This is a genomic window from Propioniferax innocua (assembly GCF_006716235.1).
GTDB classification, from domain to species: domain Bacteria; phylum Actinomycetota; class Actinomycetes; order Propionibacteriales; family Propionibacteriaceae; genus Propioniferax; species Propioniferax innocua.
Window position 1 is genome coordinate 1 of record NZ_VFOR01000003.1, and the last position, 26,089, is coordinate 26,089.

Genomic DNA, 26,089 nt, shown 5'->3' on the forward strand with positions numbered 1-26,089 from the left:
TGGTGATCTGCGGCGTCTGCTCGCGGATGGAGGCGACCACAGAATCGAGGCGTGGATCGCCGTCGGCATCTTGTGCATTCACCTTCTCACCAGAAAGCGGAAGCAACAGCAGAACGCCGCTGCCGTCGTCGGCAGGGATGACCGGGACCACCGCATCTGTGGCCAGGTAGTCACGCAGAGGAATCCCGTCGACATCGATCCCATCGACCACGTCGGAGGCATAGGCGGCCCCGGGCATGCCTCGTGGGGGACCGGCGGGAAGCGCCTCGGAGACGACATCGGCTCCCATGATGGTGACGAAGGCAGGCAGCGCGTCGCTGTCCTGGAATTCCTTCACCGCCTCTCTGGCCTCGATGGATTCCGAAGCCTGCGGCAGGAAGGCGCTCGAGTCGTTCTCGGTGACCTGCGACAGCATGCCGATACTGCGGCCTCCCACAGCGGAAACACCGAGCCAGATGCCCACCAGGGCGATGAGGATGAACGCACGGATGAGCGAGCGACGTGATGGGCGCATGGGGTCTCCTGGAGGGCGTGGACGGCACCATCGACGCTAGGGCCACGATCACCCATGGGCATCAACCAGATGGTTGATGATCAGCCCAGGCTACGGGCGGCGTCTTCGTCGCAGAACCATCGGGTACGCCGCACACCGCGGGCATGTGCACCGGGCAGCTCATCATCGCCGTGATACGAACCTGTCAGGGCCGGAGCCTTGGACGACCCACTGACGATGAACCAGACCTCGTCGCTGGCGGAGATGGTCTGGAGGGTCAGCGAAAGCCGTTCCGGCGGCGGTTTGGGGGAGTTCCGGACCGCAATCACCGGGTCTCCGCTGGCATTCATCGAGGGATGGCCGGGAAATACCGAGGCCACATGCCCATCGGGGCCGAGCCCGAGCAGACAGATATCCATGCGAACACTGCCCAGCTCGGCGGAGTATTGCTGGGCCGCAGCGGTCAGTCCCGGTCCTTCACCTGACGGCATGGGGTGTACCGCGCCGAATCCCATCGGAGCCAACAACTCGAGTGCCGGCTCGGCGTTGCGCTGATCCGAATCGCTCGGAACCCACCGTTCATCGCCCCACCACACTTCGACGCGAGACCAGTCCACCTCGGCGGTTCCGGGGCGGTCGGGCCAGAGACGGTACAGCTCGGTGGCGATGGTTCCACCGGTCAGGGCCACGTGGACGTGACCCTGACCGGCACCGAGGCGGGCAGCGATCGCGTCATTGAATGAATCGGCGACCTTTGCTGCCAGCGCCTTCGGATCGGCGCAACGGACGACGGACATGACTTCCTCCCGAGGGATTACGGGACAACGATGCCATGACCGCGGGCGCAAACGCTCATCGGGCGTCCCGGTGTGCTTCAGGCCTCGTCGAGGGCCGTCCGCACCGTCTCTTCGAGTTCGTTCCAGCTCTTCATGAACTTCTCGACGCCCTCGGTCTCGAGAACCTGCTCCACATCGGAGAAATCGACCCCGGCGTCGGCGACCATCTTCATCGTTCCGTGGGCAGGATCGATCAGGCCGGTCACGCGGTCGCCGCGTACAGTGCCATGATCGGCGAAGGCGTCCATCGTGGCCTGCGGCATGGTGTTGACGGTGTGAGCGGCGATGAGCTCGGTGACGTACAGCGTGTCGGGGTAGGCCGGATTCTTCGTCCCCGTCGACGCCCACAGCGGACGCTGCAGGTTACCGCCGGCCGCGGCGAGAGCCTCCCACCGCGGATCCTCGATCGACTTGAGGAACACCTCGTATGCCAGACGTGCATTGGCGATACCCGAAGCCCCGGTGAGCCCACGCGTCGGCTCGACGCCGAGGGCGGCCAGCCGCTTGTCGACCTCGGTATCCACACGGGAGATGAAGAACGACGCGACCGAGTGGATCGTGGATATATCGATGCCCGCGGCCTTGGCATCCTCCAGGCCGCTGAAGTAGGCGTCGATCACCTCGCCGTAGCGTTTGGTCGAGAAGATCAGGGTGACATTGACGCTGATCCCCGCAGCGATGGTGCGGCGGATGGCAGGGATGCCCGCCTCAGTGGCCGGGATCTTGATCAGGACGTTTTCCCGATCGACGAGCCGATGCAGTTCGGCGGCCTGCGCGACGGTGGCATCGGTGTCATTGGCCAATCCGGGATCGACCTCGATCGAGACCCGGCCGTCCACACCATCGGTGGCCCGGTAGGTCTCCATGAACAGGTCGCAGGCGTCACGGACATCGGTGGTGGTCATGGACGTGATGGCCTCGGCCACCGATGCCCCCGAAGCCTTGAGCTCCTTCATCTGCTGGGCATAGGCCTCACCGTCGGCGAGAGCCGCCGCGAAGATCGTCGGATTGGTGGTGACGCCGGTGACGCTCGAATCGGAGATGAGGGATGCCAGGTTTCCGGAATTGATCCGGTCACGCGACAGATCGTCGAGCCAGATCGAAACACCGGCCCCGGCAAGGGCAGCGAGACGTGTGGTCATGGAATCCTCCTGCGGATGCTGTCTGGGATTGTCGGGGTCGGTGTGTTGATCGGTCCGGTGGATCAGACGGCCGGACCCACCGGGCCGTGGGCATTTCGAGGCAGGGTGGAAGCACTTGTCGAAGCTGCTTCCATCGACTCACGGGCGGCCGAGACCACGGCGTCGGCGTTGAATCCAAAGCGCTCGAAGAGCTCGGTGCCGGGGGCCGAGGCCCCGTAGTGTTCGATGCTCACCGGGCGTCCGGCGCTGCCGAGGAGGTCACGCCAGCTCATGGCGATACCGGCTTCGACGCTCACACGTGCGGTGACAGATGCGGGCAGGACGCTCTCGCGGTACTCGTCGTCCTGGGCGTCGAACCATTCCCGGCAGGGCATGGAGACCACGCGGACCCCGACGCCATCTTCGGCGAGCTTCTCGGCGCCGGCCACGGCGTGCTGGACCTCCGAGCCGGTGGCCATGATGATCACCTGGATGTCGTCGCCGAAATCCTTGAGGACGTAGCCACCACGTGCCACCTGGTCGATGCCGGCGAATCCGTCGGTGTCACGGGGGAGTGTCGGCACGTTCTGGCGTGTAAGCAGCAGGGCTGTGGGGCGGTCGTTGTGCTGCAGCGCCTGTTTCCATGCCGCCACGGTCTCGTTGGCGTCGGCGGGACGCACCACGTCGAGGCCGGGGATGGCGCGCAGTGCGGTGACATGCTCGATCGGCTGGTGCGTCGGGCCGTCTTCGCCGACACCGATGGAGTCGTGTGTCCAGACGTAGACCGCGGGCAGCTTCATCAGCGCGGCGAGACGCGCCGTGGGGCGCATGTAGTCGCTGAAGACTGCGAATGTGCCGCCGTAGACGCGGGTGTTGCCGTGTTGCAGGATGCCGTTCATGATCGCGCCCATGGCGTGCTCGCGGATGCCGAAATGCAACACGCGGCCGTACTCCGAGCCGGAGAACATCGCGCTCTGGCGGTCTTCGGGAAGGAAGCTCGGCTCTCCCTTGGGTGAGGTGTTGTTGGAACCGGCGAGGTCGGCCGAACCGCCCCAGAGTTCGGGGAGTTTCGGTGCGGCAGCGCTCAGGAACTCGCCGCTGGCCTTGCGGGTGGCGACGCCCTTGGCGTCGGCCTCGTACTGCGGGAGGTCGAGATCCCAACCCTGTGGCAGCTCCTGCTTCATCAGGCGATCGAAGAGTGCTGCGTTCTCGGGGTTCGCCGAGCGCCAGGCCTTGGCCGACTCGTTCCAGGCGTCCTCGGCGGCCTGACCGCGATCACGGAGCGAACGGGTGTGCGCGAGAACGTCGTCGGCCACGTCGAAGTGCTTCTCTGGGTCGAAGTTCAGCACACGCTTGGTGGCGGCCACCTCGTCCTCGCCGAGAGCGGCACCGTGGGAGGCCCCGGTTCCCTGCTTGCTGGGAGCAGGCCAGGCGATGATGGTGCGCAGCCGGATGAACGAGGGGCGGTCGGTGACCTTGCGGGCCGCCATCAGGGCGTCGTGGAGGGCTTGGACATCTTCGGTGTAGTCACCGGTACCGACCCAATCAACGGTCTGGACGTGCCAGCCGTAGGCCTCATAGCGGGCGGCGACATCCTCGGTGAAGGCGATGTTGGTGTCATCCTCGATGGAGATGCGGTTGTCATCCCAGATCATCGTGAGGTTGCCCAGACGCTGGGTGCCGGCGAGGGAGGACGCCTCGGCCGAGACGCCTTCCTGCAGGTCGCCGTCGGAGGCGATGGCGTAGATGTGGTGATCGAAGAGGGAGTCCCCGGGGGCGGCGTCGGGGTCGAAGAGGCCGCGCTCACGGCGAGCCGCCATGGCCATGCCCACGGCGTTGCCGACGCCGGTGCCGAGCGGGCCGGTGGTGGTCTCGACGCCGGCGGTGTGGCCGTACTCGGGGTGGCCCGGTGTCGCCGAGCCCCAGGTGCGCAGGGCCTTGAGATCGTCGAGCTCGAGGCCGAAACCGCCGAGGAAGAGCTGGATGTACTGCGTCAGGGAGGAATGCCCGCACGACAGGACGAACCGGTCACGCCCGACCCAGTCGGGGTTGGCCGGGTTGTGCCGCATCACCTTCTGGTACAGCAGGTACGCGGCAGGCGCGAGGCTCATCGCGGTGCCCGGGTGGCCGCTGCCACACTTCTGCACAGCATCCGCAGCGAGGAGTCGCGCGGTGTCGACGGCCCGTTGGTCCAGTTCGGTCCACTCGAGGGCTGCCGTGGTGCTGGGGGTGTCGGTCATCGAGGCGTTCCTTCCGAAAGCAGTGATGGCGGCACACGGACGCGCCGCCGCAGCGGTTCCACTCGCAGGGGCGAGCCTAGCGTGGGAGATCGTCGGCGTCGCGGCTCGGGTGGGTGTTTCCCGACGTGATCGGAACGTGATTGGCGGACATCGAACGAGCGCGTAGACTGTCGGGACGCCGCCCCGAAAGGGGCGCTTTGTCATGTCCCGAGTTTTGTCATGTCCCGATCCGGGCCCGCATCGCGCGTCTGCCCCGGGATTCTGGAACACGCAGGAGTCAGTTTGTCACGCATCGACACCGACACGACGGTGGGGTCTCCCGTGGTGGCCTCTCAGGGTCGGGTTCGGTTCTCCGATGTGGTCAGGGCCTACGTGGCACTGACCAAGCCACGCATCATCGAGCTGCTTCTGGTCACCACGCTGCCCCCCATGTTCATGGCCTCGGGTGGTTGGCCCGACCCTCTGCTCGCGTTGTGGACGCTGATCGGCGGCATGTTCGCGGCGGGTTCGGCCAATGTGTTCAACTGTGTGCTGGACCGCGACATCGATGAGAAGATGCGCCGTACCCGACGCCGACCGATGCCCCGACATCAAGTGGGCCCGGTGGCGGCCACGATCTTCGGGGTCGTGCTGGGGGTCGTCTCCATCCTGATCCTCGGCTTCGGTGCGAACTGGCTCTCGGCGATTCTCGCGACCACGGCGAACGCCTTCTATGTGTTCGTGTACACGATGTGGCTCAAGCGTCGAACCTCACAGAACATCGTGTGGGGTGGCATCGCCGGGTGCTTCCCGCCGCTCATCGGCTGGACGGCGGTGGCCGATGAGGTTGCACTGGCTCCGATCCTCATGTTCGTCATCGTGTTCTTCTGGACGCCTCCGCACACGTGGGCGATGGCTTTCCGGTACCGCGAGGACTACGCGGCGGCCGATGTGCCGATGCTGCCGGTGGTGATGGGGCCGGAACGGGTGGCCGTGCGGATCCTTGTCTACAGCGCGCTGACCGTCGCAACTTCGATATTGCTGTGGCCGGTCGCCGAGACCGGCTGGTTCTATCCGGCGGTGGCCGCAGTCTCGGGGCTGGTGTTCCTTGTCGAGGCCGTGGCCCTGCTGCGTCGCGCACGTGCCGGTCTCACCGACTCGGCGTTGAAGGCCATGCGCCTGTTCCACTACTCGAACAGCTACATCGCGATCTTGTTCCTCGCCATGGCGATCGATCCGTTGCTTCCCCAGGCCTGATCACCTCCCACCCCTGATCACCTCCTACCCCTGATCACCTCCTACACTGCGTGATCGCTGTTCGTCGGAACAGCCGGGCAGGAGGAGAAAAGCATGACAAAGCACATCCTCGCCGTCACAGCATGTCCCACGGGCATCGCTCACACCTTCATGGCGGCCGAGAACCTCGAAAAGGGAGCAAAGGAGCTCGGGTACGAGATATCGGTCGAGACCCATGGGTCCATCGGGGTCGAGAACGAGTTCACCGCCGAGCAGCTCGAGCAGGCCGACGCCGTGGTCATCGCGGCCGACACCCAGATCGACACCTCCCGCTTCGCGGGCATTCCCCTGGTGAGCGCGTCGGTGGCATCGGGCATCAAAGATCCGAAGGGACTGATCAGACGAGCGCTCGAGTCGGCTCCGTCCGCCGGTGAGCACCATGCCGGTGCGGACGCCACCTCCGGGCGAACTGACGCATCGGCTGGTCGGCCGGGTGTCATGCAGGTGGCGTTGAAAGCTCTGCTGAGCGGCGTCTCCCACATGATTCCGTTCGTCGTCGTGGGCGGTCTGCTCATCGCGCTCGCGCTCTCGCTGGGCGGTGAGACCACTGCCGAGGGGATCCAGGTGGCCGAAGGGACCTTCTGGGGACATCTCAATGCGCTGGGCGGGCTGTCGTTCTCGTTGATGGTGCCGATTCTCTCGGCGTACATCGCCTACGCGATCGCCGACCGTCCCGGATTGGCGCCGGGCATGGTGACCGGCATGGTCGCGGTGACCGGTGAACTCTACGGTTCCGAGGCCGGGGCCGGGTTTCTCGGAGGAATCCTGACTGGCTTCCTCTCCGGTGTGGTGGCGCTGGGGATCAAGAAGATCAAGGTGCACAAGTACATCGCGCCGATCATGCCGATCATCATCATCCCGATCCTGACGACGGTGATCGTCGGGCTGTTCTTCATCGTGGTGATCGGTGGGCCGGTGGCGGGCCTGTTCGCGTTCCTCACCGAGTGGCTGTCGGGGATGCAGGGCACCAGCGCCATCGTCCTGGGACTCATCCTCGGTGCCATGGTGGCGTCCGACATGGGAGGCCCGATCAACAAGACCGCCTTCCTCTTCGGCGGCGGGCTCATCGCCACCGGTAACGCGGGCCCCATGGGCATGGTGGCCGCAGCCATCGCTGTTCCGCCCTTGGGGGTGGGGCTCGCGACGATCCTCGGACGGAGCGTCTTCACCAAGCCCGAGAAGGATTCGGGAATCGCGGCCCTGTTCATGGGTTTCTTCGGCATCACCGAAGGGGCCATCCCGTTGGCGGCCGCGCGTCCGCTCCAGGTGATCCCCGCCAACATCCTCGGCGGTGCCGTGGCCGGTGGGCTCGCGGGTGTCCTGGGGGTGGGCGACCATGTCATGCACGGTGGCCCGATCGTCGCGGTGCTGGGTGCGGTCGACAACGTCTTGGGCTTCTTCCTTTCCCTTGCCGTTGGTCTGGTGGTCACCGCCGGGGTGGCGTTGCTGCTCATTCGCCTCTCGGGTCGTGGCCGGGAGCAGGCAGCCGCGACTCCCGAGGCTCCCGAGGCCCCTGTGGCCGAGGATCCGGAACCCGTCACCGCACCGAGCAAGACCATTGCCCTGCGTGAATACATGAAGCCCGAGGCGGTCCTGCTGGACGCAGACGGTCTGGATCGTGATGCCCTGATCCGACGTCTGGCCGAGTGCGGTGTGGGCACCGGGCAGATCGGTGATGTCGACGATGTGGTGACCAGCGCGTTGGCGCGGGAGGCCAAGGGCACCACGGGGGTCGGTGACGGCATCGCGATCCCGCACGCCAAGACCGCCGGGGTCACCGAGCCGTTCATCGCGTTCGCCCGTGTCCCCGCCGGCGTCGAGTGGAACGCACTCGACGGGGAGCCGGTCACCACGATCTTCCTGATCGGGGTTCCCGAGGCGCAGGCGGGCAGCGAGCATCTGCGGATCCTCTCGGCGCTCTCACGGGCGCTGCTGCGCAAGCCGGTCCGGGCGGCCCTGGACGAGGCGACCATGCCGGAGGACGTGATCGACGCGTTGGAGGGCCCCATCGCAAGGCGGTGAGGAACGTCGTGTCGATTCCCCGCTCAGCCTGTTAACGGCGGCTCACTGAGCATGTACAGTGCTGCCCAGGCGAGCGAAGGAGCACACCGACATGGCTGACGCGATCATCTACGATGCGGTCCGCACCCCTCGAGGCAAGGGAAAATCCACCGGTTCACTGCATGAGGTCAAGCCGATCGATCTCGTGACCGGGTTGCTGCATCGGCTGACCGAGCGTAATGAGACGTTCGATCCCGCCGGAGTCGATGACCTGATCATGGGGGTGGTGACGCCGGTCGGCGACCAAGGGGCCGATATTGCACGTACCGCCACCACCGCGGCTGGTTGGCCCGACACCGTGGCAGGCGTGCAGCTGAACAGGTTCTGTGCTTCGGGCCTCGAAGCTGTGAACCAGGCTGCCGCACGGGTGCGTTCGGGATGGGAGGACCTCATCCTCGCCGGCGGCGTCGAATCCATGTCGCGGGTCCCCATGTCCTCCGACGGCGGTGCCTGGGCCAATGATCCGGCCACGGCCTTCGCCAACAGTTTCGTGCCACAGGGCATTGGTGCCGACCTCATCGCGACCCTCGAGGGGTTCACCCGTGATGATGTGGACGCCTATGCCGCTCGTTCCCAGCAGCGTGCCGCCACAGCATGGGCCGAGAAGCGGTTCGCCGCCAGCATCGAGCCGGTCATCGACGCCAACGGTCTCACGATCCTGGACCACGACGAGACCGTGCGCGGGCAGACGACGGCAGAGTCCTTGGCCGCTCTCCCGTCGGCGTTCGAGAAGATCGGCGCGGTCGGATTCGACGCTGTCGCCTTGGAGAAGTACCACTGGGTTGACCGCATCGAGCACGTGCATCATGCCGGCAACTCATCGGGCATCGTCGACGGTGCGGCTGTGATGATGATCGGCAGCCCCGAGGCGGGGGAACGGCATGGGCTGCGTCCGCGCGCGCGGATCCTTGCCACCGCGGTCACCGGTTCCGATCCGGTCATCATGCTCACCGGGCCCACCCCGGCAGTGCACAAGGCCCTCGGCATCGCAGGTCTGCAGGCGTCCGACATCGACCTGTGGGAGATCAACGAGGCCTTCGCAGCCATCCCGATGAAGGTGATGAAGGACTTCGACATCCCCGCCGACCGAGTCAACGTCAACGGCGGAGCGATCGCGATGGGTCACCCACTCGGGGCGACTGGCGCGATGATCCTGGGCACTCTTGTGGACGAGCTCGAACGCACCGGTCAGCGTCTGGGCGTCGTCACCCTGTGCATCGGTGGAGGCATGGGAATCGCCACCGTCGTGGAACGAATCTGACCCGAGCTGACGGAGAACTGAGGAATCATGAACGACACCATCACCGCCACGCACGGCCAGGTGCGCTGGGAGCTCGACGCCGAGCGCATCGTGACCGCCACCATGGATGCCCCCGATGCGGGGGCCAACACGCTGTCGAATGAATGGGCCGCTGACTTCGGCGAATTCGTCGACTGGATCACCGAGCACAAGGACGCCGTCGGGGCCGCCATCCTCACCAGTGCGAAGAAGACGTTCTTCGCGGGGGCGAACCTCAAGGAGTTCTTGAAGTTGGGCCCCGAATCGGCCCAGCAGATCTTTGATGACATCGAGTATCAGAAGAGCGTCATGCGACGCCTGGAGACCTGCGGTGTACCGGTGGTCGCCGCGATCAACGGTGCCGCCATGGGGGGTGGCTGCGAGGTGGCTCTCGCCTGCCACCACCGCATCATCTCCACCCGTGCCCAGATCGGTCTGCCCGAGACGACCCTCGGGCTGCTCCCCGGTGCCGGTGGTGTCACGCGTCTGGTGCGCATGATGGGCATCGAGAAGGCGCTCACCGGAATCATCCTCGAGGGACGCACGATGCGGGCGCAGCAGGCACTGGAGTTCGGCCTGGTGGACGAGGTCTCCGAGCCCGAGAATCTACTCACCGCAGCGCATGCCTGGGCGCTGGCTCACCGGGATGATGCCCGGGCGGCCACGAAACCGTGGGACGTCAAGGGTCACCAGATCCCCGGTGGTACCCCTTCGTCGGCGGAGTTCGCCCGCAACCTGCCCGCGTTCCCCGCGTCGTTGCGCAAGAAGCTCAAGGGTTCGCCCCTGCTGGCGCCGAAGAAGGCGATGGCCGTGGCCGTCGAGGGGGCGCAGGTCGATTTCGACACCGCGCTGCGCATCGAATCGCGTGGCCTGGTGGAACTGGCCGTCCATCCGCAGGCCCGGAACATGATCCAGGCGTTCTTCTTCGACATGCAGGTATCACGATCTGGAGGCCTGCGCCCCGAAGGCGTCGAGCCGCGCCGTTTCACCAAGCTCGGAATGCTCGGAGCCGGGATGATGGGCGCCGGGATCGCCCACGCCTGCGCGAGCGCGGGCATCGAGGTCGTGCTGAAGGATGTGGACACCGAGGCCGCCGAACGCGGCGTCGGGCATGTGCGCAAGTTGCTCGACAAGCAGGTGGAGCGTGGGCGGGCCACCGCCGAGAAGCGCGGCGAGATCCTTGCCCGTATCCACCCCACTGGGGATGCGTCGGATCTGGCCGGCTGCGATCTCATGATCGAGGCCGTCTTCGAGGACGCCGATCTGAAGGCGAAGGTCTATGCCGAGGCCGAGCCGCAGTACGCATCGGATGCACTGCTGTGCTCGAACACCTCGACGCTGCCGATCACCGAGCTCGCCGAACACGTCAGCCGCCCCGAGGACTTCATCGGACTCCATTTCTTCTCCCCGGTCGACAAGATGAAGCTGGTGGAGATCATCCGCGGTGAGCGCACCAGTGACGCCGCACTCGCGGGGGCACTCGATGTGGTCAAGGCCATCGGCAAGCTGCCGATCGTCGTCAACGACGGGCCCGGGTTCTTCACCAGCCGCGTCTGGGCACGGCTCGTCACCGAGGCGCCGGCGCTCCTGGGTGACGGGGTGGACCCGGTGGCGATCGAGCGCGGTGCGCATCTGGCCGGTTTCCCGGGGGCGCCCTTGGCGATGCTCGACGAGGTCTCGCTGACGCTCGTGCAGCACATCAAGGCGGCGAACGAGGGCAAGCTCGATCTGGACACGACCGTCATCGACCGCATGGTGACCGAATTCGGACGCAAGGGTCGTGCTGCCGGCACCGGTGGTTTCTACGACTATGGCGAAGGCCGTGAGAAGCACCTGTGGCCCGGGCTGTACGAGCATTTCGTCCGCGAGGATGCCAAGTCGATCTGTCTGCGTGATGTGAAGGACCGCATGCTCTTCGCGATGGCCCATGAGACGGCCAAATGCTTCGAGGTGGGAGTGCTGACCGACACGGCGTCGGCGAACATCGGCTCGATCTTCGGTATCGGGTTTCCGACCTGGACCGGCGGCGCCGCACAGTTCATGGTCAACTACCACGACGAGGAGGACGCGTCCCTGCCGACCGGTCTGCTCGGCTTCATCGCGCGTGCCGACCAGCTCGCGGACGCCTACGGCGAGCGTTTCCGGCCGTCGCAGTGGCTGCGGGACCGGGCCGAGGCGGGAACAGGGCTGGTGTGACGTCAGTCGATACGGGGGCTGGTCCGGGCGGGTCAGCCCTCTTCGGCGGTGGTACGTTCCACGCATGATCCTGCGCATCAGTGAGGCCGCGGACGTGCTCGGCGTCTCCGACGACACGATTCGACGGTGGATATCCCGGGGCCGGATCGCCCCGGCCACCGACGCATCGGGGCGCCAGGCTGTCGATGGTGCTTCGCTCGCGGTCGTGGCTCAGGAGATCGCGGTGGGCAAGAACCCGTCCGCGCTCGATACCGGTAGCGGACGCCGCTCGGCCCGGAATCATCTGACGGGCCTGGTGACCGACATCGTCTCGGACACGGTGATGAGTCAGGTCGAGCTCCAGTGCGGGCCGTATCGAGTGGTGTCGTTGGTCTCGACCGAGAGTGTGCGGGAGCTGGGGTTGGATGTGGGCTCGGTGGCGACGGCTGTCATCAAGGCCACGAACGTTGCCTTGGAGGGGCGCGCGGACTGACGCTGCGGTGGACTGACGCGGTCGGTCGACTGCTGTTCATCTGGTGTTCACACAAGGCTGGTTCAGTTCGGGCAACCGAACAGCATATTGCAGGAGTGTCATGAACCAGCCCCGCGTCCGTGCCACGGCGACCGCTCTGGTGGCTCTCGGGTTTGCCGCCACATCGGCGCTTCCCGCTGCCGCAGCTTTCCCTGAGCCCGAGCAGCCGGCGTTCAACCGCGTCTCGACCATCCCGGCGTACGAGAACACCGATGTGGGCCAGGAGAGCGTCGCCGAGATCTCCTCGGTGACCAAGGACGGCAACACCGTGGTGTACACCGATGCGGAATCGAAGGTGCTCGGTTTCGTCGACATCTCCGACCCGGCCAACGCGACCGCCGATGGTGTGCTGGAGCTTCCTGGTGAGCCGACATCGGTGTACGTCGCCGACACTCCGCAGGGCGAGTACATCCTTGCGGTGGTCAACACCTCCGAATCCTTCACCGACCCCTCGGGTGTGGTCATGGTGTTCGACGCCGCGACGCGTGAGCAGGTGGGCCAGATCGACCTCGGTGGGCAGCCGGACTCGATCGACGTGAACGCCGATGGCACCCAGGCGGTGATCGCCATCGAGAACGAACGCGACGAGGAGCTCACCCCCGAAGGCGGTGAGGAGGGCGACCTGCCCCAGATGCCCGCGGGTCATGTGGTGCTCATCGACCTCACCGCACCGGTCGCCGACTGGACTCCCGAAACCGTCGATGTCTCGGGTCTGGAAGGACTGGACACTCCGGAGGATCCCGAACCTGAGTACGTGAAGTACTCCCCGAACGGTGAGAAGATCGCGGTCACGCTGCAGGAGAACAACGGCATCGTCATCATCGACGCCGCCTCCGGAACGGTCGAGAACCATTTCTCGGCCGGCGAGGTGACCGTGGACGGCGTCGACACCGTCGACGACGGCCGCATCGACATGTCCGGAAGCATCACGGCGGTCCGCGAGCCGGACGCCATCGGATGGGTGGACGACACCCATGTGGCCACCGCCAACGAGGGCGACTGGAAGGGCGGCAGCCGCGGTTGGTCGATCTTCGACGCCACCACCGGCGAGGTGACCTGGGACGCGGGCAACACCTTCGAGAAGCTTGCCGTCAGCATCGGCCACTACCCGGATGGCCGTTCGGAGAAGAAGGGCACTGAGCCCGAGGGGCTCGCGGTGGGCACCTACAACGGCGTGCCGATGGCCTTCGTCGCCTCCGAACGCGGAAATTTTGTGGCCGTGTACGACGTGAGCGACCCCAGCGAACCGGTGTTCAAGCAGGTGCTGCCCTCCACGATGGGTCCCGAGGGCCTGCTTCCGATCCCGGAGCGGAACCTGCTGGTGGTGTCGTCTGAGGAGGATTCGGCCGATGACGGTGTCCGCGCCACGCTGCAGACCTATGAATTCGGCGACACCCCGGCGTCCTACCCGGAGATCGCCAGCGATCTGGACGATCCGATCGCCTGGAACGCCTTGGGTTCGCTGACCGCCGACCCGGAGGATCCCACGCGGCTGTGGACCTCCAGTGATGACGCGTTGGGTCCCAGCCGCATCCTCGAGATCGACAATTCGGGTGCACCTGCTCAGATCGTGGCGCAGACGCCCATCACCCTGAACGGCTCGGAGGTGACCTTCGACATCGAGGGCATCTGGAAGGACCCGGCCGGTGGTTTCTGGCTGGCCGTCGAAGGTGCCACGGGTGCCGAGAACCAGATCGTGCAGGTCAACGACGACGGAGAGGTGTTGCGTACTTGGCCGCTGCCGTCCGATGTGGCCGAGAAGATGGACAAGTTCGGGATCGAGGGCATCACCGGCCAGGCCGACGGCTCGATCTGGTTCACGCTGCAGCGTGAGCTCGAGGGTGAGGACATCATCCGCATCGGACGCCTGGATCCCGAGTCCGGCGACATGGGCTGGTTCGGTTACACACCCGAGGCTCCCGAGGGTGATGGATGGGTCGGCCTGTCGGAGATCGTGGCCGTCGACGAGGACACCTTCGCCGTCATCGAGCGCGACAACCAGGCCGGCGATCTGGCTGCCATCAAGCGCGTCTACTACGTGCAGGCCACGGGGGAGCCCGGCACATCGGACGCGCCCACCCCGCTGACCAAGGAACTCGCCATCGACGTGCTGCCCATGCTTGGTGACACCAACGGCTGGGAGCAGGAGAAGCTCGAGGGCCTGGCCATCGACGCCGACCGCAACCTGTGGGCCATCACCGACAACGACGCCGTCGACGACAACAGCGGTGAGACCCGGTTCATGAACCTCGGCAATGCCGACGAACTGAACCCCTTCCCCGCAGACGAGCCCACCGCCGAGCCGAGTGACGAGCCCACGGCCGAGCCGAGTGACGAGCCCACGGCCGAGCCGAGCGACGAGCCCACGGCCGAGCCGAGCGACGAGCCCACGGCCGAGCCGAGCGATGAGCCCACCGTCGAGCCGAGTGACGAGCCTTCAGAACCGGAGACCAGCGCGGCACCGACCAGTGACGCTCCGGCGCCGGATCCCGAGCAGGATGAGGGCCGCGGTGGACGCCTGCCTTCGACCGGTTCGGCCCTCGGACTCGGTGCCATCCTCGGTGGTCTGGCAGCGGTGGCCGCCGGTGTCACCATCCTGCGTCGCCGCTGACCTTCCGATGCGTTTCGGTGGTGGCTGAGGCCTCAACCTCAAACCCTCAGCCACCACTGAAAGACTCAAGGTCCGATGGACAGGACCGGCAGGAGCGAAGAGACCCTGTCCAGCCCCGTGCCCTGAGAATGGTGGCTATCACTCGGGCCGTACCGCAGGGATCATCGGTGACGTCGTGCCAGCCGAAGCGTCGGGTCTCGATGCCGAGAGCCGCGCGGAGGTTGTCGATACGCCTGTCGTGGCGAACTCGGTTGCGATGGTAACCCCAGCCATCCAGCTCGATGGCCAGCTTGTATTCCTCGTACCAGACGTCGGCCGCGCAGGTTCCCACCACTACCTGGCGTTGCGGAGTGGGAAGCTCATGCCTTCGTTCCACATCAATGGTGTAGTTGTGTTCGAGCGCTGAATGAACTCCGAGTGCGGCATCTGCGCTCATGTCCGCGAGCAACCGGCGGTGAGTGTGACGGCTCCGTTCGCTCAGAAGCGCCGCGAGGCGAGCGGGATCGGCGAGTCGTTCCTGATGGATCCGTGTGATCAGGGCGATCACTTCAGAGGTCTGAAGTTCCTCGCACACGTCGAGCACTGCGTCGTGACGGTCGATGAGACGTCGCACTTCGGTCGCACGGTCCAGACGGTTGAACTTGTCACGACGGAACAGCCAACGGACGTCGGGGGCTGATGCGGTTGGTGATCGGTGCTCGTCTGCTGGCGTCCAGATCGTGATGTGTGTGGGGGAGACCGGCTGGATGCCGAGTGGTGAGAACGTGGCCATGCCGTGGGCCTCGAGAGCGTGCCAGCCTCCGATGGCAGCTTTCGGCCCGGCGATGAATGCTCCCGCCAAGGCCCATGTGCGGGCCGTGGGTGGTTGAACCGAATAGAGCCCGCGGGTCAGACGTTGGAGCGTTCCGTCCATGATCAGGCGAGCGCGGACCGACTTGGTGACACCTGCGTCTTCGAGTTCCCTGTGGTGGACGATGCCGTGACGCGACATCGCTCGTTGGAACAGTGGATCTGGGACAGTACGTCGGGCGTGCACGCCACACACCATGGACGGGCCGACCATTCATGGTTCCCCCTGCGAAGAATCTGTGGATGAGCGGCCGGACCCGGAGCGCCCTGTGGATATCCGCGGGGTCGGTCTGACGGTGTCCTCTGATGTCGTGGGATTCGTCACGCAGCGGCGCGTTGCCCCTGCAGCCATTGTTGGACGGCGATCTCCCGGGCCGCGGTGGAGTCCAGTGCCCCTGTCATGGGTGGGGCCTGTGCGCCCCGCGAGAGATACCCGGAGAGAAACCCGAGTCGTCCCTGATTCAGGACCCGCTGACCTCGGGGTCGACGCCGAGGGTGAACGCGAGGTTGGCCGACACCGCTGACACCACTGCGACGCCGACGATGTGCAGGGCGATGATCCAGATGGGCAGCCCGGCGAAGTACTGTGCGTAACCGATGCCGGCCTGCCCCAGAACCGTGATGACCAACCACCATGCGGTGCGATGACGGCTGAGTGCCAAGGTCACGATTCCGGCGATCAGCACGGCCCATCCGGACCACGCGTGGAGCTTGGCGACGACCTCCAGGACGAAGCCGGTGCGGATGGCGTCGGCGTCGCCACCATGTGGCGCCGAACCGGTCACGAGAGTGCCCAACACCACCGAGACCATGGTGAGGCCGAAGGTGATGCGGGCCGCCAACCGGGTGCGGTCGTCCACGTCGGCGGGGGCGAGACCGCGGACCCGCCGTACCAGGAGCACCAGGATCACGATGAGGGCCACCGACACGAGCATGTGCATGGCTACGACATAGGGATTGAGCTTCGTCAGCACGGTGATGCCGCCGATGACTCCCTGTGCCGGGATGCCGAGCCCCGCGGCCACCGAGAGCGCGATGAGATCCCGGCGCTTCTCCCCGCTGGCGGTGCGGGCACGGAGGACCGCCACGAAGGTGCCGATCGCGAGGGCGATGAGCACGAAGGTGAGCAGCCGGTTGCCGAACTCGATGGCGCCGTGGAGACCCAGCCCGACGGGGATGATCGACTCGTCGGTGCATTTGGGCCAGGTCGGGCAGCCCAGCCCCGATTTGGTCAACCGGACCAGGGCACCGGTCAGGATGATGCCCATGTTGCCGACCAGGCTCGCGATCGCCCAGCCAGCAGCAGCACCACGACCATGCACCAGTGGGGCCAACCGGGTCGAGGACCCAGAGCGGTTCATGACATCCATCGGAACACCTTTCGTGCCACCAGTACGCCGACGCTCATCCACGCCGCGAGAACCAGAAGTGAGATCCACGGTGCCACGCCGGGGAAGCCAGCGAGTCCACCACGGGTCAGCTCACCGAGCGCAGCGGTCGGCAAGGCGGTGAGAACCGGATGCGCCCAGACGGGGAACACCGCGACCGGAACCACGACACCGGCCACCATTCCCACCAGGTGCAGCAGGTTCGCCACCGCCAACGTCACCTCGGCCCGAGCCACGCCGGCCAGGGCCATGGCCCACGACGCGAAACACGGCACGGCCATCACGATGCCCAGAACGCACGCCAGCGTCGGTATGGGAGACAGCGTCCACCGCATCCCCAGCGCCGAGGCAAGGGCGAGGAGAATGATGACCTGGCCGGTCAGGACCATGGAGGTGGCGCCCGCCTTGCCCAGGACCAGCCCGGTGCGGGTCAGCGGAGTCGCGGCCAGACGCTCCAGCACGCCGTACCGACGCTCGAAGCCCGTGGCGATCGCCAACGAGGTGAACGCCGAGGACCAGATCGCCAGTGCGACCATCGAAGCACCCATGGCGTGGAAGTCCACTCCCATGCGTTCTCCGAGGAATCGTGCACCGACAAGGATCCCCATGGGGATGGCCAGGGCCAACAGGAGTTGTTCACCGTTGCGGATCAGGAGCATTGCCTCGGTGCGGGCCTGACGCCACACGCGTTTCCTCAGCGGGGCGGCGCTCGGAGCGGGGGAGAAGTCCAAGGCGGTCATGCCCCTCCTGCATCGGTGCTGGTCAGGAAGACCGATTCGAGATCACCATCGGTGGTGAGGTCGGAGACGCTGCCGCTGCGCACCACGCGTCCGTGGTTCATGATGTGCACGTCATCGGCGAGATGTTCGGCCTCGTCCATGGCATGGGTGGTGAGCAGCACCGAGACGCCGGCATCGCGCAGCTCGCCGATGAGAGCCCACACCTGGCGTCGGAGATGGGGGTCGAGGCCCGTGGTGGGTTCGTCGAGGTGGACCATCTCAGGGCGGCCGATGAGGGCGCCGGCGAGGTTCAGCACCTGTTGTTGGCCACCGGAGAGTCGGCGGCAGGTGGTGCGTGCGAAGCGGTCGATGCCCAGCCGTTCGGCCAGTGGCGCGACGGGAAGTGGGTTCTGGTGCAGTCCGGCCAGATGGTGGAGGAGTTCCAAGGGCCTGATGCCCGACCACTGGCCCACGGCCTGTGGCATGACGCCGACGCGGCCGCTGGCGATGGCATCGGCCACCGGTTGTCCGAAGACCTCGATGACGCCCGTGTCGGGGCTCATCAACCCGGTGCAGCAACGGATGGTGGTGGTCTTGCCCGCGCCATTGGGGCCAAGCAGGGCGGTGATGCGTCCTGGTCGGGCGGCGAACGTGAGCCCCCGCAGGATCTCGGTGCCGTCCAGAGTCAGGTGCGCATCACGCACGACGAGGGCAGGCGGGGAGGAAGTCACCCGGGCAGTCTACGTCGTCGTGGTGGGTTCCGCCGCCGCAGAGATAGGTGAGCCTCACTTGTGTGGGGAACAAATTACGCAATCATGGCGTTTAAGAAATGGAGATGTTGCCTAAACTGGCAGGGCAAGCCGAAACTGCGAAGGAGTCATGGCTGTGAAGGAGGTGACCGTGTCGCACGAGATTCCCACTCGGGAACTGGTCCAGCGGTCCATTCTGCAGCGGGGCCCGTCGACCGTGGCTGATCTTGCGGAGAGTCTTGATCTGACCCCTGCCGGCGTGCGTCGTCATCTGGCCCAGCTCGTCGAGGACGGCCTGCTCCGTTCGAGGGAGCAGCGCGTCTACGGAGCGCGAGGTCGGGGGCGGCCGGCGAAGGTCTTCGAACTCACCGAAGCGGGCCGTGAGCGATTCCATCAGGCGTACGATGATCTGGCGATCGCCGCACTCGAGCAGTTGGCCGAGTCGGCCGGTGACGTCGCTGTGGAGAAGCTCGCCCAGGAGCGCGTCAGCGTGGTGGAGCAGCGATACCATGCGCTGCGTCACGAGCTTCCCGACGCCGAACCGGCTGAGGTGCTGGCTCGGGCGCTCTCGGCGGACGGTTACGTGGCTTCGACCAGGCCCGCTCCGCGTGGCGTGGGAGGGGCTGGCGTCCAGATCTGCCAGCATCATTGCCCCGTGGCCCATGTAGCCAGCCGTTTCCCGCAGCTCTGCAATGCCGAGACCGAGCTGTTCTCCGAGCTTCTCGGCGTCCATGTGCAACGCTTGGCGACCATCGCCCACGGTGACGGCGTCTGCACCACCCATGTACCCACCGTGATCACCCCATCCGATCAGGAGGCCTGACCATGACCCAGACCGAGCAGACCGCCACTCAGGCCGAGCATCTCGATGCACTCGGCAAGTACGAGTGGGGGTGGCATGACTCCGACGCCGCAGGCGCAGCCGCCAAGCGCGGATTGAACGAAGAGGTGGTCGCTGACATCTCCGACCGCAAGGACGAGCCGGGATGGATGCGCAAGACGCGTATGAAGGGGCTCAAGCTGTTCGAGCGCAAGCCGATGCCCACCTGGGGTGCCGAGCTCGATGACATCGACTTCGACAACATCAAGTACTTCGTGCGTTCCACCGAGAAGCAGGCACAGTCCTGGGAGGACCTGCCCGAGGACATCAAGAACACCTACGACAAGCTCGGTATCCCCGAGGCCGAGAAGGCCCGTCTGGTGGCAGGCGTCGCAGCTCAGTACGAGTCGGAGGTCGTGTACCACCAGATCAACGAGGAGCTCGAGCGTCAGGGTGTGCTTTTCCTCGACACCGACACCGCGCTGCGTGAGCACCCGGAGATCTTCGAGGAGTACTTCGGCACGGTCATTCCGCCCGGCGACAACAAGTTCGCAGCGCTCAACACCGCAGTCTGGTCGGGTGGTTCGTTCATCTATGTGCCGAAGGGTGTGCACGTCGAGATCCCGCTGCAGGCCTACTTCCGCATCAACACCGAGAACATGGGCCAGTTCGAGCGGACACTGATCATCGTCGACGAGGATGCCTACGTCCACTATGTCGAGGGCTGCACCGCGCCGATCTACAAGTCCGACTCGCTGCATTCGGCCGTGGTCGAGATCATCGTGAAGAAGGGCGCTCGCTGCCGCTACACCACGATCCAGAACTGGTCGAGCAATGTGTACAACCTCGTCACCAAGCGCGCCACCTGCGAGGAGGGCGCCACGATGGAATGGATCGACGGCAACATCGGTTCCAAGGTGACCATGAAGTACCCCGCGGTCTACCTGATGGGCGAGCACGCCCGCGGTGAGACGCTCTCGGTCGCCTTCGCCGGAGAGGGGCAGCATCAGGACGCCGGTTCCAAGATGGTGCACTGTGCTCCGCACACGTCGAGCTCGATCGTGTCGAAGTCGGTGGCCCGATCGGGTGGACGATCCTCCTACCGCGGCCTCGTCGAGGTCCAGAAGGGCGCCCGGCACTCGGCGTCGTCGGTGCAGTGTGACGCCCTGCTGGTGGACCAGGTCTCTCGATCCGACACCTACCCCTACGTGGATGTCCGTGAGGACGATGTCTCCATGGCGCACGAGGCCACGGTCTCGAAGGTCTCCGACGACCAGTTGTTCTACCTCATGTCCCGCGGGCTGGAGGAGGACGAGGCGATGGCGATGATCGTGCGCGGCTTCGTCGAGCCGATCGCCAAGGAGCTCCCCATGGAGTACGCGCTGGAGCTGAACCGCCTCATCGAACTCCAGATGGAGGGGTCCGTCGGCTGAGCCGCGGACCCACCTGCTCACGTATCGCAACCTCGCACACCCTGACCATCAGCAAGGAGACCCCGTTGTCAGTGGACACCGACCCCCAGGCGCAGCACGTCGCCGACGCCCTGGAGACCATCGCTTCACATCTTCATCCGGTGCCGTCCTATGACGTGGACCATCACCCGGTGCCCACCGGCCGTGAGGAGGTGTGGCGGTTCACGCCGTTGCAGCGCCTCCGGGGCCTGCTGGAAGCAGAGGGCACCGGTGCGCGTCTCACGTGGGACGTGACCAAGCCTGAGGAAGTGAGCTTGTCACAGGTCGCCACCGAGGAGGCGAGGGAACTTGGCGGGCATGCGCCGGGGGACCGGGTGGCTGCGATGGCGGCTCTCCACGCCCCTGCCGTCGACCTCGTCGAGGTTCCTGCCGATGTCTCGCTCGACGAGCCGGTCGTCATGGACCTGCGGGGGTCCTCGCTGGATGAGGTCGTGCACGGCCACACGGTCGTGCGGATCGGTAACCACGCGAAGGCCACCCTCGTGATGCGACACCGCGGATCGGCCACCCACGCCGCGTTGATGCAGGTGATCGTCGGAGATGGCGCCGATGTCACCTTCGTCGCGGTCGCCGATTGGGAGGACGACGCCGTGCATGCGGGCCAGACATCGTTCACCGTCGGGCGCGATGCGACGGTTCGGACCGTCAGCGTCAGCCTCGGCGGCGACCTGGTGCGGATCGCCGAGACCGCCGAATACGAGGGCCCCGGTGGATCGATCGAGCAGTTCGGGCTGTACTTCGTCGACGCCGGCCAGCACATCGAACATCGCCTGTTCGTGGACCACAACCAGCCACGGACCCGTTCGAACGTTGATTACCGCGGTGCGCTCCAGGGCGAGAAGGCGCACTCGGTGTGGGTCGGTGACGTGCTGATCCGCAAGAACGCCGAGGGCATCGAAACATACGAGTCCAACAAGAACCTGCTCCTCACCGACGGCTGCCAGGCCGATTCGGTGCCGAACCTCGAGATCGAGACCGGTGAGATCGAGGGGGCCGGGCACGCGTCCACCACCGGACGTTTCGACGACGAACAGTTGTTCTACCTGCGAAGCCGAGGAATTCCCGAGAACGAGGCGCGCAAACTCGTCGTGAACGGCTTCTTCCTCGACATCATCCGGCGCATCGGCGTCGCCGAGGTCGAGGAGCCCCTGCGCCGCGCGATCGAAGAGGAGCTGGAAGCCCTCGACACCCCGTCCACCACCGCCGCGACCACGGCGTGAACCCGCCCGAACAATCAGGAGTCTTCACACATGAGCAAGCTTGAGATCAAGAATCTGCACGTCTCGGTCGAGGCCGAGGACGGCCCCAAGGAGATCCTCAAGGGGGTCAACCTCACCATCAACCCCGGCGAGGTGCACGCCGTGATGGGACCCAACGGGTCGGGAAAGTCGACGCTGGCCTACTCGATCGCAGGCCACCCCAAGTACACCGTCACCCAGGGTGAGGTGCTGCTGGACGGCGAGGACATCCTCAGCATGTCGGTGGACGAGCGTGCACGTGCAGGTATGTTCTTGGCCATGCAGTACCCGGTGGAGGTTCCGGGTGTCTCGGTCTCCAACTTCCTGCGTGCCGCCAAGACCGCCATCGACGGCAAGGCCCCGAACCCGCGGCACTTCGTCAAGGAGGTGAACGGTGCCATGGAGGACCTGAACCTCGGTGCATCGTTCACGCGACGCTCGGTCAACGAGGGCTTCTCCGGTGGTGAGAAGAAGCGCAACGAGATTGCCCAGCTGAAATTGTTGGATCCCAAGGTTGCGGTGCTCGACGAGACCGACTCGGGCCTCGACATCGACGCCCTGCGCGTCGTCGCCGACGGCGTCAACCGCTACATGGAGTCCGGCGACCGAGGCCTGCTGCTCATCACGCACTACACGCGCATCCTCAAGCACATCAAGCCGCACTTCGTGCATGTCTTCGTCGACGGACACTTCATCGATGAGGGCGGCCCGGAGCTCGCCGACCAGCTTGAGGCCGAGGGCTATGACAAGTACGTGACCGCCAACAACGCGGCGAAGGCCTGATGTCCACCTTCGACGTCGAGCGTGTCCGCGCCGATTTCCCCATCCTGCAGCGCACGGTGGGGGATCGGCCGCTGGCCTATCTGGATTCGGCGAACACATCGCAGAAACCCCAAGTGGTCATCGACGCGATCGCCGAACACTACGGGCAGCACAATGCCAATGTCGCCCGTGCGATGCACGTGTTGGGCGCCGAGGCGACCGAGGCCTTCGAGAACGGACGTCGACGGGTCGCGCAGTTCCTGGGGGCGGCGCGACCTGAGGAGGTCGTGTTCACCAAGAACGCCTCGGAAGCCCTGAACCTGTGTGCGAACACCCTGGGGTCCCGGTTGGGGCCCGGTGACGAGATCGTCATCTCGGTGATGGAGCATCACTCCAACATCGTTCCGTGGCAGCTGGTGGCCGAACGCACCGGCGCGACGCTGCGGTGGTTCGACATCACCGACGGCTCGGATGGGCGCGAGGCCGGGCGGCTCGATCTCGAGGCTGCCGAGCGTGACGGACTCATCAACGAACGCACCAAGGTCGTCTCGTTGACGCACTGCTCGAACGTGGTCGGCACGATCAATCCGATCAGGAAGATCGCCGACCAGGCCCATGCCGTCGGCGCGATCATGGTGGTCGATGCCTCCCAGAGCGTGCCGCAGATGCCGGTCTCGGTGACCGAACTCGGCGCTGACCTGTTGGTGTTCACCGCGCACAAGGCCGTCGGCCCGACCGGGCTCGGCCTGCTGTGGGGGCGTCATGACCTGCTCAGCGAGTTGCCGCCGTTCCTCGGTGGTGGCGAGATGATCGAGATCGTGCGCATGAGCGGTTCCACCTTCGCGCCGCCGCCGCATCGTTTCGAGGCCGGGACGCCCCCGATCGCGCAGGCCGCGGCCTTCACGACATCGCTGGATTATCTGGATGCTCTCGGCATGGATGCCATCGCCACTCACGAGCGTCAGATCACCGAGTATCTGTTGCAGGGGCTGCAGAGCATCGACGGTGTCCACATCCTCGGTCCGACGCAGATGGTCGATCGCGGGGGAGCGGTGTCGTTCACGATCGCCGATGTCCACCCGCACGATGTCTCGCAGATGATGGACGCCCGCGGCGTCGCGGTGCGGGGCGGGCATCATTGTGCCCGGCCGCTGCACGAGCGTCTGGGCATCCAGAGTTCCACGCGGGCATCGAGTTACCTGTATACGACGCGGGCTGATGTGGACGCCCTGGTCGAGGCACTCACCTGGACCGTCGACTTCTTCACTGGCCGCGCGCGGAAGGGACGAGCATGAACGTCGAAGAGCTGTATCAGGAGATCATCCTCGATCACTACCGCGAGAAGCACCACAGTGGGCTCCGCGAGCCCTACGGCGCAGAGGTTCACCATGTGAACCCCAGCTGTGGGGACGAGCTGACGCTGCGGGTCCACCTCGACGGGGATCAGGTGAAGGACATCTCGTATCACGGCGAGGGCTGTTCGATCTCCCAGGCATCGACCTCGGTGATGACCGATCTGGTGATCGGCCGTGGCGTCGATGATGCCTTCGATCTCTATGAGGACTTCCGTCGCATGATGGACAGCCGCGGCAACTTCGATCCCGACGAGGACCGCTTCGAGGATGCCATCGCGTTCGTCGGCGTGGCCAAGTTCCCCGCACGAATCAAATGCGCGCTCTTGGGTTGGGAGGCGTTCCGCGCCGCCACACTCGAGATCCGGGGCGAGACCGAATCCGATACCACCACAACACAGGAGGCGTGATGACCAACGAGACCGAAACGCCCGAACAGCGCCCGTCCGATCTTGTCCAGGATGACCTTCCGCCCACTCCCGAAGCGGTGCAATCCGATGCACAGCAGTCATCTGCCAAACCCGAGCATGAAGATGTGATCGAGGCGTTGAAGGATGTCGTCGACCCAGAACTCGGTATCAACGTCGTTGACCTCGGCTTGGTGTATGGGGTGCATGTCGACGACGATTCGTCGGTGACGGTCGACATGACACTCACCAGTGCAGCCTGCCCGCTCACCGACGTGATCGAGGATCAGGTGGACAGCAGCCTGGAGGGCCTGGCGACGCGGTCGGCGATCAACTGGGTGTGGATGCCGCCGTGGACCCCGGAGAAGATCACCGACGACGGCCGCGACCAGTTGCGCATGCTCGGTTTCAACGTCTGAGTCGACGAGCTTCCTCTGACCGAGGGAGACCCCCATGACATGGCAGAGCGAACGCATCGAGGTGCCCACCGCCGGTGGCGACGGCGATGAGTACCGGCAGTGGGTTGCCGAGACATCACGGGCCTTCCTCCAGGGCCGACCGAGTGACGGCTGGTTCGACGTCTGGTGTCGGGTGGCTCGCCATGATGGTCAGCGACCGTTCGGAGTCATGGAGGACGGGCGGATCGTCGGCACCTTCTGTGAGTTCCCGTGGACGCTCGATCTGGGTCGTGGCTCAGTGCCTTTCTGGGCGATCACCGACGTGACCGTCCGCCCCACCCATCGGCGTCGGGGCATGCTGCGTGGCATGATGACCGACTCCTTGGAACGAGCGGTCCTTGAGGGAATGCCGCTGGCAGGGCTGACCGTGAGCGAGGGCGGTATCTATCGCCGCTTCGGTTTCGGTATGGCCGGTGACCGATGGAAGGTCGATATCGCGGCCCGTGATTTCCAGTTGGTCAATCCCTGCGGGGGAACCTTTGAGCTCGTCGAGCCGGTGGCTGTGGGCGAGTGGTTCGACGATGTGGCCCGACGCACGCGTGCGGCCTGGCCGGGTGTCCACCCGATGGGGGCCCAACGTGAGATCGCATCGGCCTCCTACGACTTCGACGGGGACAAGGTGCCCACTGACCGTTACGCCGTGGTGCATCGCGCCACTGACGGTGATGTCGACGGGGTTGCGGTGTGGAGGCACGATCGCAGCGCCGATCGTGGAACCCTCGTGGTGGAGAGCCTCTGGGGTGAACCCGGGGCTGTGTTCGGACTGTTGGAATTCTGCTGCCGCATCGACCTGATCGAGGTGGTGAGGCTCGGTTTCGCGCCCCCACCCCAGCAGTTGCGTGCCTCACTCATCGATCCTCGTGCTGTCACCGTCACCCATCAGAGTGACGCGGTGTGGCTGCGCCCGCTGGATGTGCCGGCCTGCGTGGCGGCGCGGCCCTGGGGCGCCGACGGGGTGGTGATGCTGCGCGTCGACGATCCGCTGGGCCATGCCGCCGGCACCTGGCGTATCACCGTCGTCGATGGATGCGGACGAGCCGAACGCGCGGCTGCCGATGAGCCGGCGCTGGGACTCGGCGTCGATGCTCTGGGGTCTCTACTGGGCGAAGGCAGGCTCGCCGATCTGATCATGTCCGGACGCGTCGAGGCCGACGCCGGTGTGGACCGGGCGTCGGCGTCACGGGTATTCGGCTCGGTGCCCTCGACGTGGCACAACGTGTTCTTCTGACAGGTTCCCCCACTGGGTCACAGA

Annotated in this window: 22 protein-coding genes; 14 read left to right on the top strand and 8 right to left on the bottom strand. The window is 65.8% G+C overall.

Annotation, left to right across the window (positions count from 1 at the left end):
• The 4 genes from FB460_RS11480 to tkt form a co-directional block, all read right to left on the bottom strand.
• The coding region (locus FB460_RS11480) for a hypothetical protein (protein WP_211345983.1) at positions 1-514 on the bottom strand (514 nt) is incomplete at its 3' end.
• An 80-nt stretch (positions 515-594) separates the two neighbouring features.
• Positions 595-1,290 carry a 6-phosphogluconolactonase gene (gene pgl, locus FB460_RS11485; protein WP_142094346.1) on the bottom strand — a complete coding sequence of 232 codons (696 nt, stop codon included), beginning with the start codon at positions 1,288-1,290 and terminating at the stop codon, positions 595-597.
• 77 nt (positions 1,291-1,367) lie between these two features.
• Complete coding sequence (tal, locus tag FB460_RS11490; protein WP_142094347.1) at positions 1,368-2,471, bottom strand: transaldolase; 1,104 nt, start codon at positions 2,469-2,471, stop codon at positions 1,368-1,370.
• 62 nt (positions 2,472-2,533) lie between these two features.
• Entirely contained in the window at positions 2,534-4,690 is a 2,157-nt protein-coding gene (gene tkt, locus FB460_RS11495) for a transketolase (protein ID WP_142094348.1), read from the bottom strand.
• A 282-nt stretch (positions 4,691-4,972) separates the two neighbouring features.
• Between tkt and FB460_RS11500 the strand changes: the two genes are divergently transcribed.
• From FB460_RS11500 to FB460_RS13210, 6 genes are all read left to right on the top strand, one after another.
• Complete coding sequence (locus FB460_RS11500) at positions 4,973-5,926, top strand: heme o synthase (RefSeq protein WP_342775229.1); 954 nt, start codon at positions 4,973-4,975, stop codon at positions 5,924-5,926.
• 93 nt (positions 5,927-6,019) lie between these two features.
• Complete coding sequence (locus FB460_RS11505) at positions 6,020-7,987, top strand: fructose-specific PTS transporter subunit EIIC (RefSeq protein WP_142094350.1); 1,968 nt, start codon at positions 6,020-6,022, stop codon at positions 7,985-7,987.
• A gap of 91 nt (positions 7,988-8,078) precedes the next feature.
• Positions 8,079-9,287, top strand: coding sequence for an acetyl-CoA C-acetyltransferase (locus tag FB460_RS11510; RefSeq protein ID WP_142094351.1), 1,209 nt, complete (start codon positions 8,079-8,081; stop codon positions 9,285-9,287).
• 27 nt (positions 9,288-9,314) lie between these two features.
• Positions 9,315-11,501, top strand: coding sequence for a 3-hydroxyacyl-CoA dehydrogenase NAD-binding domain-containing protein (locus tag FB460_RS11515; protein ID WP_142094352.1), 2,187 nt, complete (start codon positions 9,315-9,317; stop codon positions 11,499-11,501).
• A 64-nt stretch (positions 11,502-11,565) separates the two neighbouring features.
• On the top strand, positions 11,566-11,973 hold the full coding sequence (locus FB460_RS11520; RefSeq protein ID WP_142094353.1) for a TOBE domain-containing protein: 408 nt from the start codon (positions 11,566-11,568) through the stop codon (positions 11,971-11,973).
• A 100-nt stretch (positions 11,974-12,073) separates the two neighbouring features.
• A complete protein-coding gene (locus FB460_RS13210) occupies positions 12,074-14,623 on the top strand; it encodes an esterase-like activity of phytase family protein (protein WP_142094354.1) in 2,550 nt (849 codons plus the stop codon).
• Positions 14,624-14,669: 46 nt separating this feature from the next.
• On the opposite strand, the gene FB460_RS11530 is transcribed toward FB460_RS13210, so the two are convergent.
• From FB460_RS11530 to FB460_RS11545, 4 genes are all read right to left on the bottom strand, one after another.
• Complete coding sequence (locus FB460_RS11530; protein ID WP_170210075.1) at positions 14,670-15,659, bottom strand: DUF559 domain-containing protein; 990 nt, start codon at positions 15,657-15,659, stop codon at positions 14,670-14,672.
• Positions 15,660-15,933: 274 nt separating this feature from the next.
• Complete coding sequence (locus FB460_RS11535) at positions 15,934-16,842, bottom strand: COX15/CtaA family protein (protein ID WP_246044399.1); 909 nt, start codon at positions 16,840-16,842, stop codon at positions 15,934-15,936.
• Positions 16,830-17,600 (bottom strand): ABC transporter permease, encoded by a 771-nt coding sequence (locus FB460_RS11540; RefSeq protein WP_142094356.1) that lies wholly within the window; start codon positions 17,598-17,600, stop codon positions 16,830-16,832. The genes FB460_RS11535 and FB460_RS11540 overlap by 13 nt, the downstream gene beginning before the upstream one ends.
• Complete coding sequence (locus tag FB460_RS11545; RefSeq protein ID WP_246044400.1) at positions 17,597-18,310, bottom strand: ABC transporter ATP-binding protein; 714 nt, start codon at positions 18,308-18,310, stop codon at positions 17,597-17,599. Before FB460_RS11545 ends, FB460_RS11540 begins: the two co-directional genes overlap by 4 nt.
• Before the next feature lie 148 nt (positions 18,311-18,458).
• Here FB460_RS11545 and FB460_RS11550 point away from each other — a divergent pair, with 148 nt between their 5' ends.
• From FB460_RS11550 to FB460_RS11585, 8 genes are all read left to right on the top strand, one after another.
• The gene (locus FB460_RS11550; protein WP_142094357.1) at positions 18,459-19,151 is read left to right on the top strand and encodes a helix-turn-helix transcriptional regulator; all 693 of its coding nucleotides are present in this window, start codon (positions 18,459-18,461) and stop codon (positions 19,149-19,151) included.
• A 2-nt stretch (positions 19,152-19,153) separates the two neighbouring features.
• Positions 19,154-20,581, top strand: coding sequence for a Fe-S cluster assembly protein SufB (gene sufB, locus FB460_RS11555; RefSeq protein ID WP_142094358.1), 1,428 nt, complete (start codon positions 19,154-19,156; stop codon positions 20,579-20,581).
• Positions 20,582-20,646: 65 nt separating this feature from the next.
• A complete protein-coding gene (gene sufD / locus FB460_RS11560; protein ID WP_246044401.1) occupies positions 20,647-21,840 on the top strand; it encodes a Fe-S cluster assembly protein SufD in 1,194 nt (397 codons plus the stop codon).
• A 30-nt stretch (positions 21,841-21,870) separates the two neighbouring features.
• The gene (gene sufC, locus FB460_RS11565; RefSeq protein WP_142094360.1) at positions 21,871-22,641 is read left to right on the top strand and encodes a Fe-S cluster assembly ATPase SufC; all 771 of its coding nucleotides are present in this window, start codon (positions 21,871-21,873) and stop codon (positions 22,639-22,641) included.
• Entirely contained in the window at positions 22,641-23,915 is a 1,275-nt protein-coding gene (locus FB460_RS11570) for a cysteine desulfurase (RefSeq protein ID WP_142094361.1), read from the top strand. Before sufC ends, FB460_RS11570 begins: the two co-directional genes overlap by 1 nt.
• On the top strand, positions 23,912-24,382 hold the full coding sequence (sufU, locus tag FB460_RS11575; protein WP_142094362.1) for a Fe-S cluster assembly sulfur transfer protein SufU: 471 nt from the start codon (positions 23,912-23,914) through the stop codon (positions 24,380-24,382). The genes FB460_RS11570 and sufU overlap by 4 nt, the downstream gene beginning before the upstream one ends.
• Positions 24,382-24,798: a metal-sulfur cluster assembly factor gene (locus FB460_RS11580; protein WP_142094363.1), complete on the top strand. Its 417-nt coding sequence runs from the start codon at positions 24,382-24,384 to the stop codon at positions 24,796-24,798. The genes sufU and FB460_RS11580 overlap by 1 nt, the downstream gene beginning before the upstream one ends.
• 34 nt (positions 24,799-24,832) lie before the next feature.
• Positions 24,833-26,065, top strand: a complete 1,233-nt coding sequence (locus FB460_RS11585; RefSeq protein ID WP_142094364.1) for a GNAT family N-acetyltransferase — start codon at positions 24,833-24,835, stop codon at positions 26,063-26,065.
• Positions 26,066-26,089 lie beyond the last annotated feature (24 nt).

Bases quoted from the DNA above. Each gene is read 5' to 3' on its own strand.
- FB460_RS11510 (WP_142094351.1), top strand. From the start codon at position 8,079: ATGGCTGACGCGATCATCTACGATGCGGTCCGCACCCCTCGAGGCAAG.
- FB460_RS11585 (WP_142094364.1), top strand. From the start codon at position 24,833: ATGACATGGCAGAGCGAACGCATCGAGGTGCCCACCGCCGGTGGCGAC.
- FB460_RS11580 (WP_142094363.1), top strand. From the start codon at position 24,382: ATGACCAACGAGACCGAAACGCCCGAACAGCGCCCGTCCGATCTTGTC.
- FB460_RS11515 (WP_142094352.1), top strand. From the start codon at position 9,315: ATGAACGACACCATCACCGCCACGCACGGCCAGGTGCGCTGGGAGCTC.
- sufC (WP_142094360.1), top strand. From the start codon at position 21,871: ATGAGCAAGCTTGAGATCAAGAATCTGCACGTCTCGGTCGAGGCCGAG.
- pgl (WP_142094346.1), bottom strand. From the start codon at position 1,290: ATGTCCGTCGTCCGTTGCGCCGATCCGAAGGCGCTGGCAGCAAAGGTC.
- sufU (WP_142094362.1), top strand. From the start codon at position 23,912: ATGAACGTCGAAGAGCTGTATCAGGAGATCATCCTCGATCACTACCGC.
- FB460_RS11540 (WP_142094356.1), bottom strand. From the start codon at position 17,600: ATGACCGCCTTGGACTTCTCCCCCGCTCCGAGCGCCGCCCCGCTGAGG.
- FB460_RS11535 (WP_246044399.1), bottom strand. From the start codon at position 16,842: ATGGATGTCATGAACCGCTCTGGGTCCTCGACCCGGTTGGCCCCACTG.
- tal (WP_142094347.1), bottom strand. From the start codon at position 2,471: ATGACCACACGTCTCGCTGCCCTTGCCGGGGCCGGTGTTTCGATCTGG.
- FB460_RS13210 (WP_142094354.1), top strand. From the start codon at position 12,074: ATGAACCAGCCCCGCGTCCGTGCCACGGCGACCGCTCTGGTGGCTCTC.
- tkt (WP_142094348.1), bottom strand. From the start codon at position 4,690: ATGACCGACACCCCCAGCACCACGGCAGCCCTCGAGTGGACCGAACTG.
- sufB (WP_142094358.1), top strand. From the start codon at position 19,154: ATGACCCAGACCGAGCAGACCGCCACTCAGGCCGAGCATCTCGATGCA.
- FB460_RS11570 (WP_142094361.1), top strand. From the start codon at position 22,641: ATGTCCACCTTCGACGTCGAGCGTGTCCGCGCCGATTTCCCCATCCTG.
- FB460_RS11505 (WP_142094350.1), top strand. From the start codon at position 6,020: ATGACAAAGCACATCCTCGCCGTCACAGCATGTCCCACGGGCATCGCT.
- FB460_RS11550 (WP_142094357.1), top strand. From the start codon at position 18,459: ATGGCTGTGAAGGAGGTGACCGTGTCGCACGAGATTCCCACTCGGGAA.
- FB460_RS11520 (WP_142094353.1), top strand. From the start codon at position 11,566: ATGATCCTGCGCATCAGTGAGGCCGCGGACGTGCTCGGCGTCTCCGAC.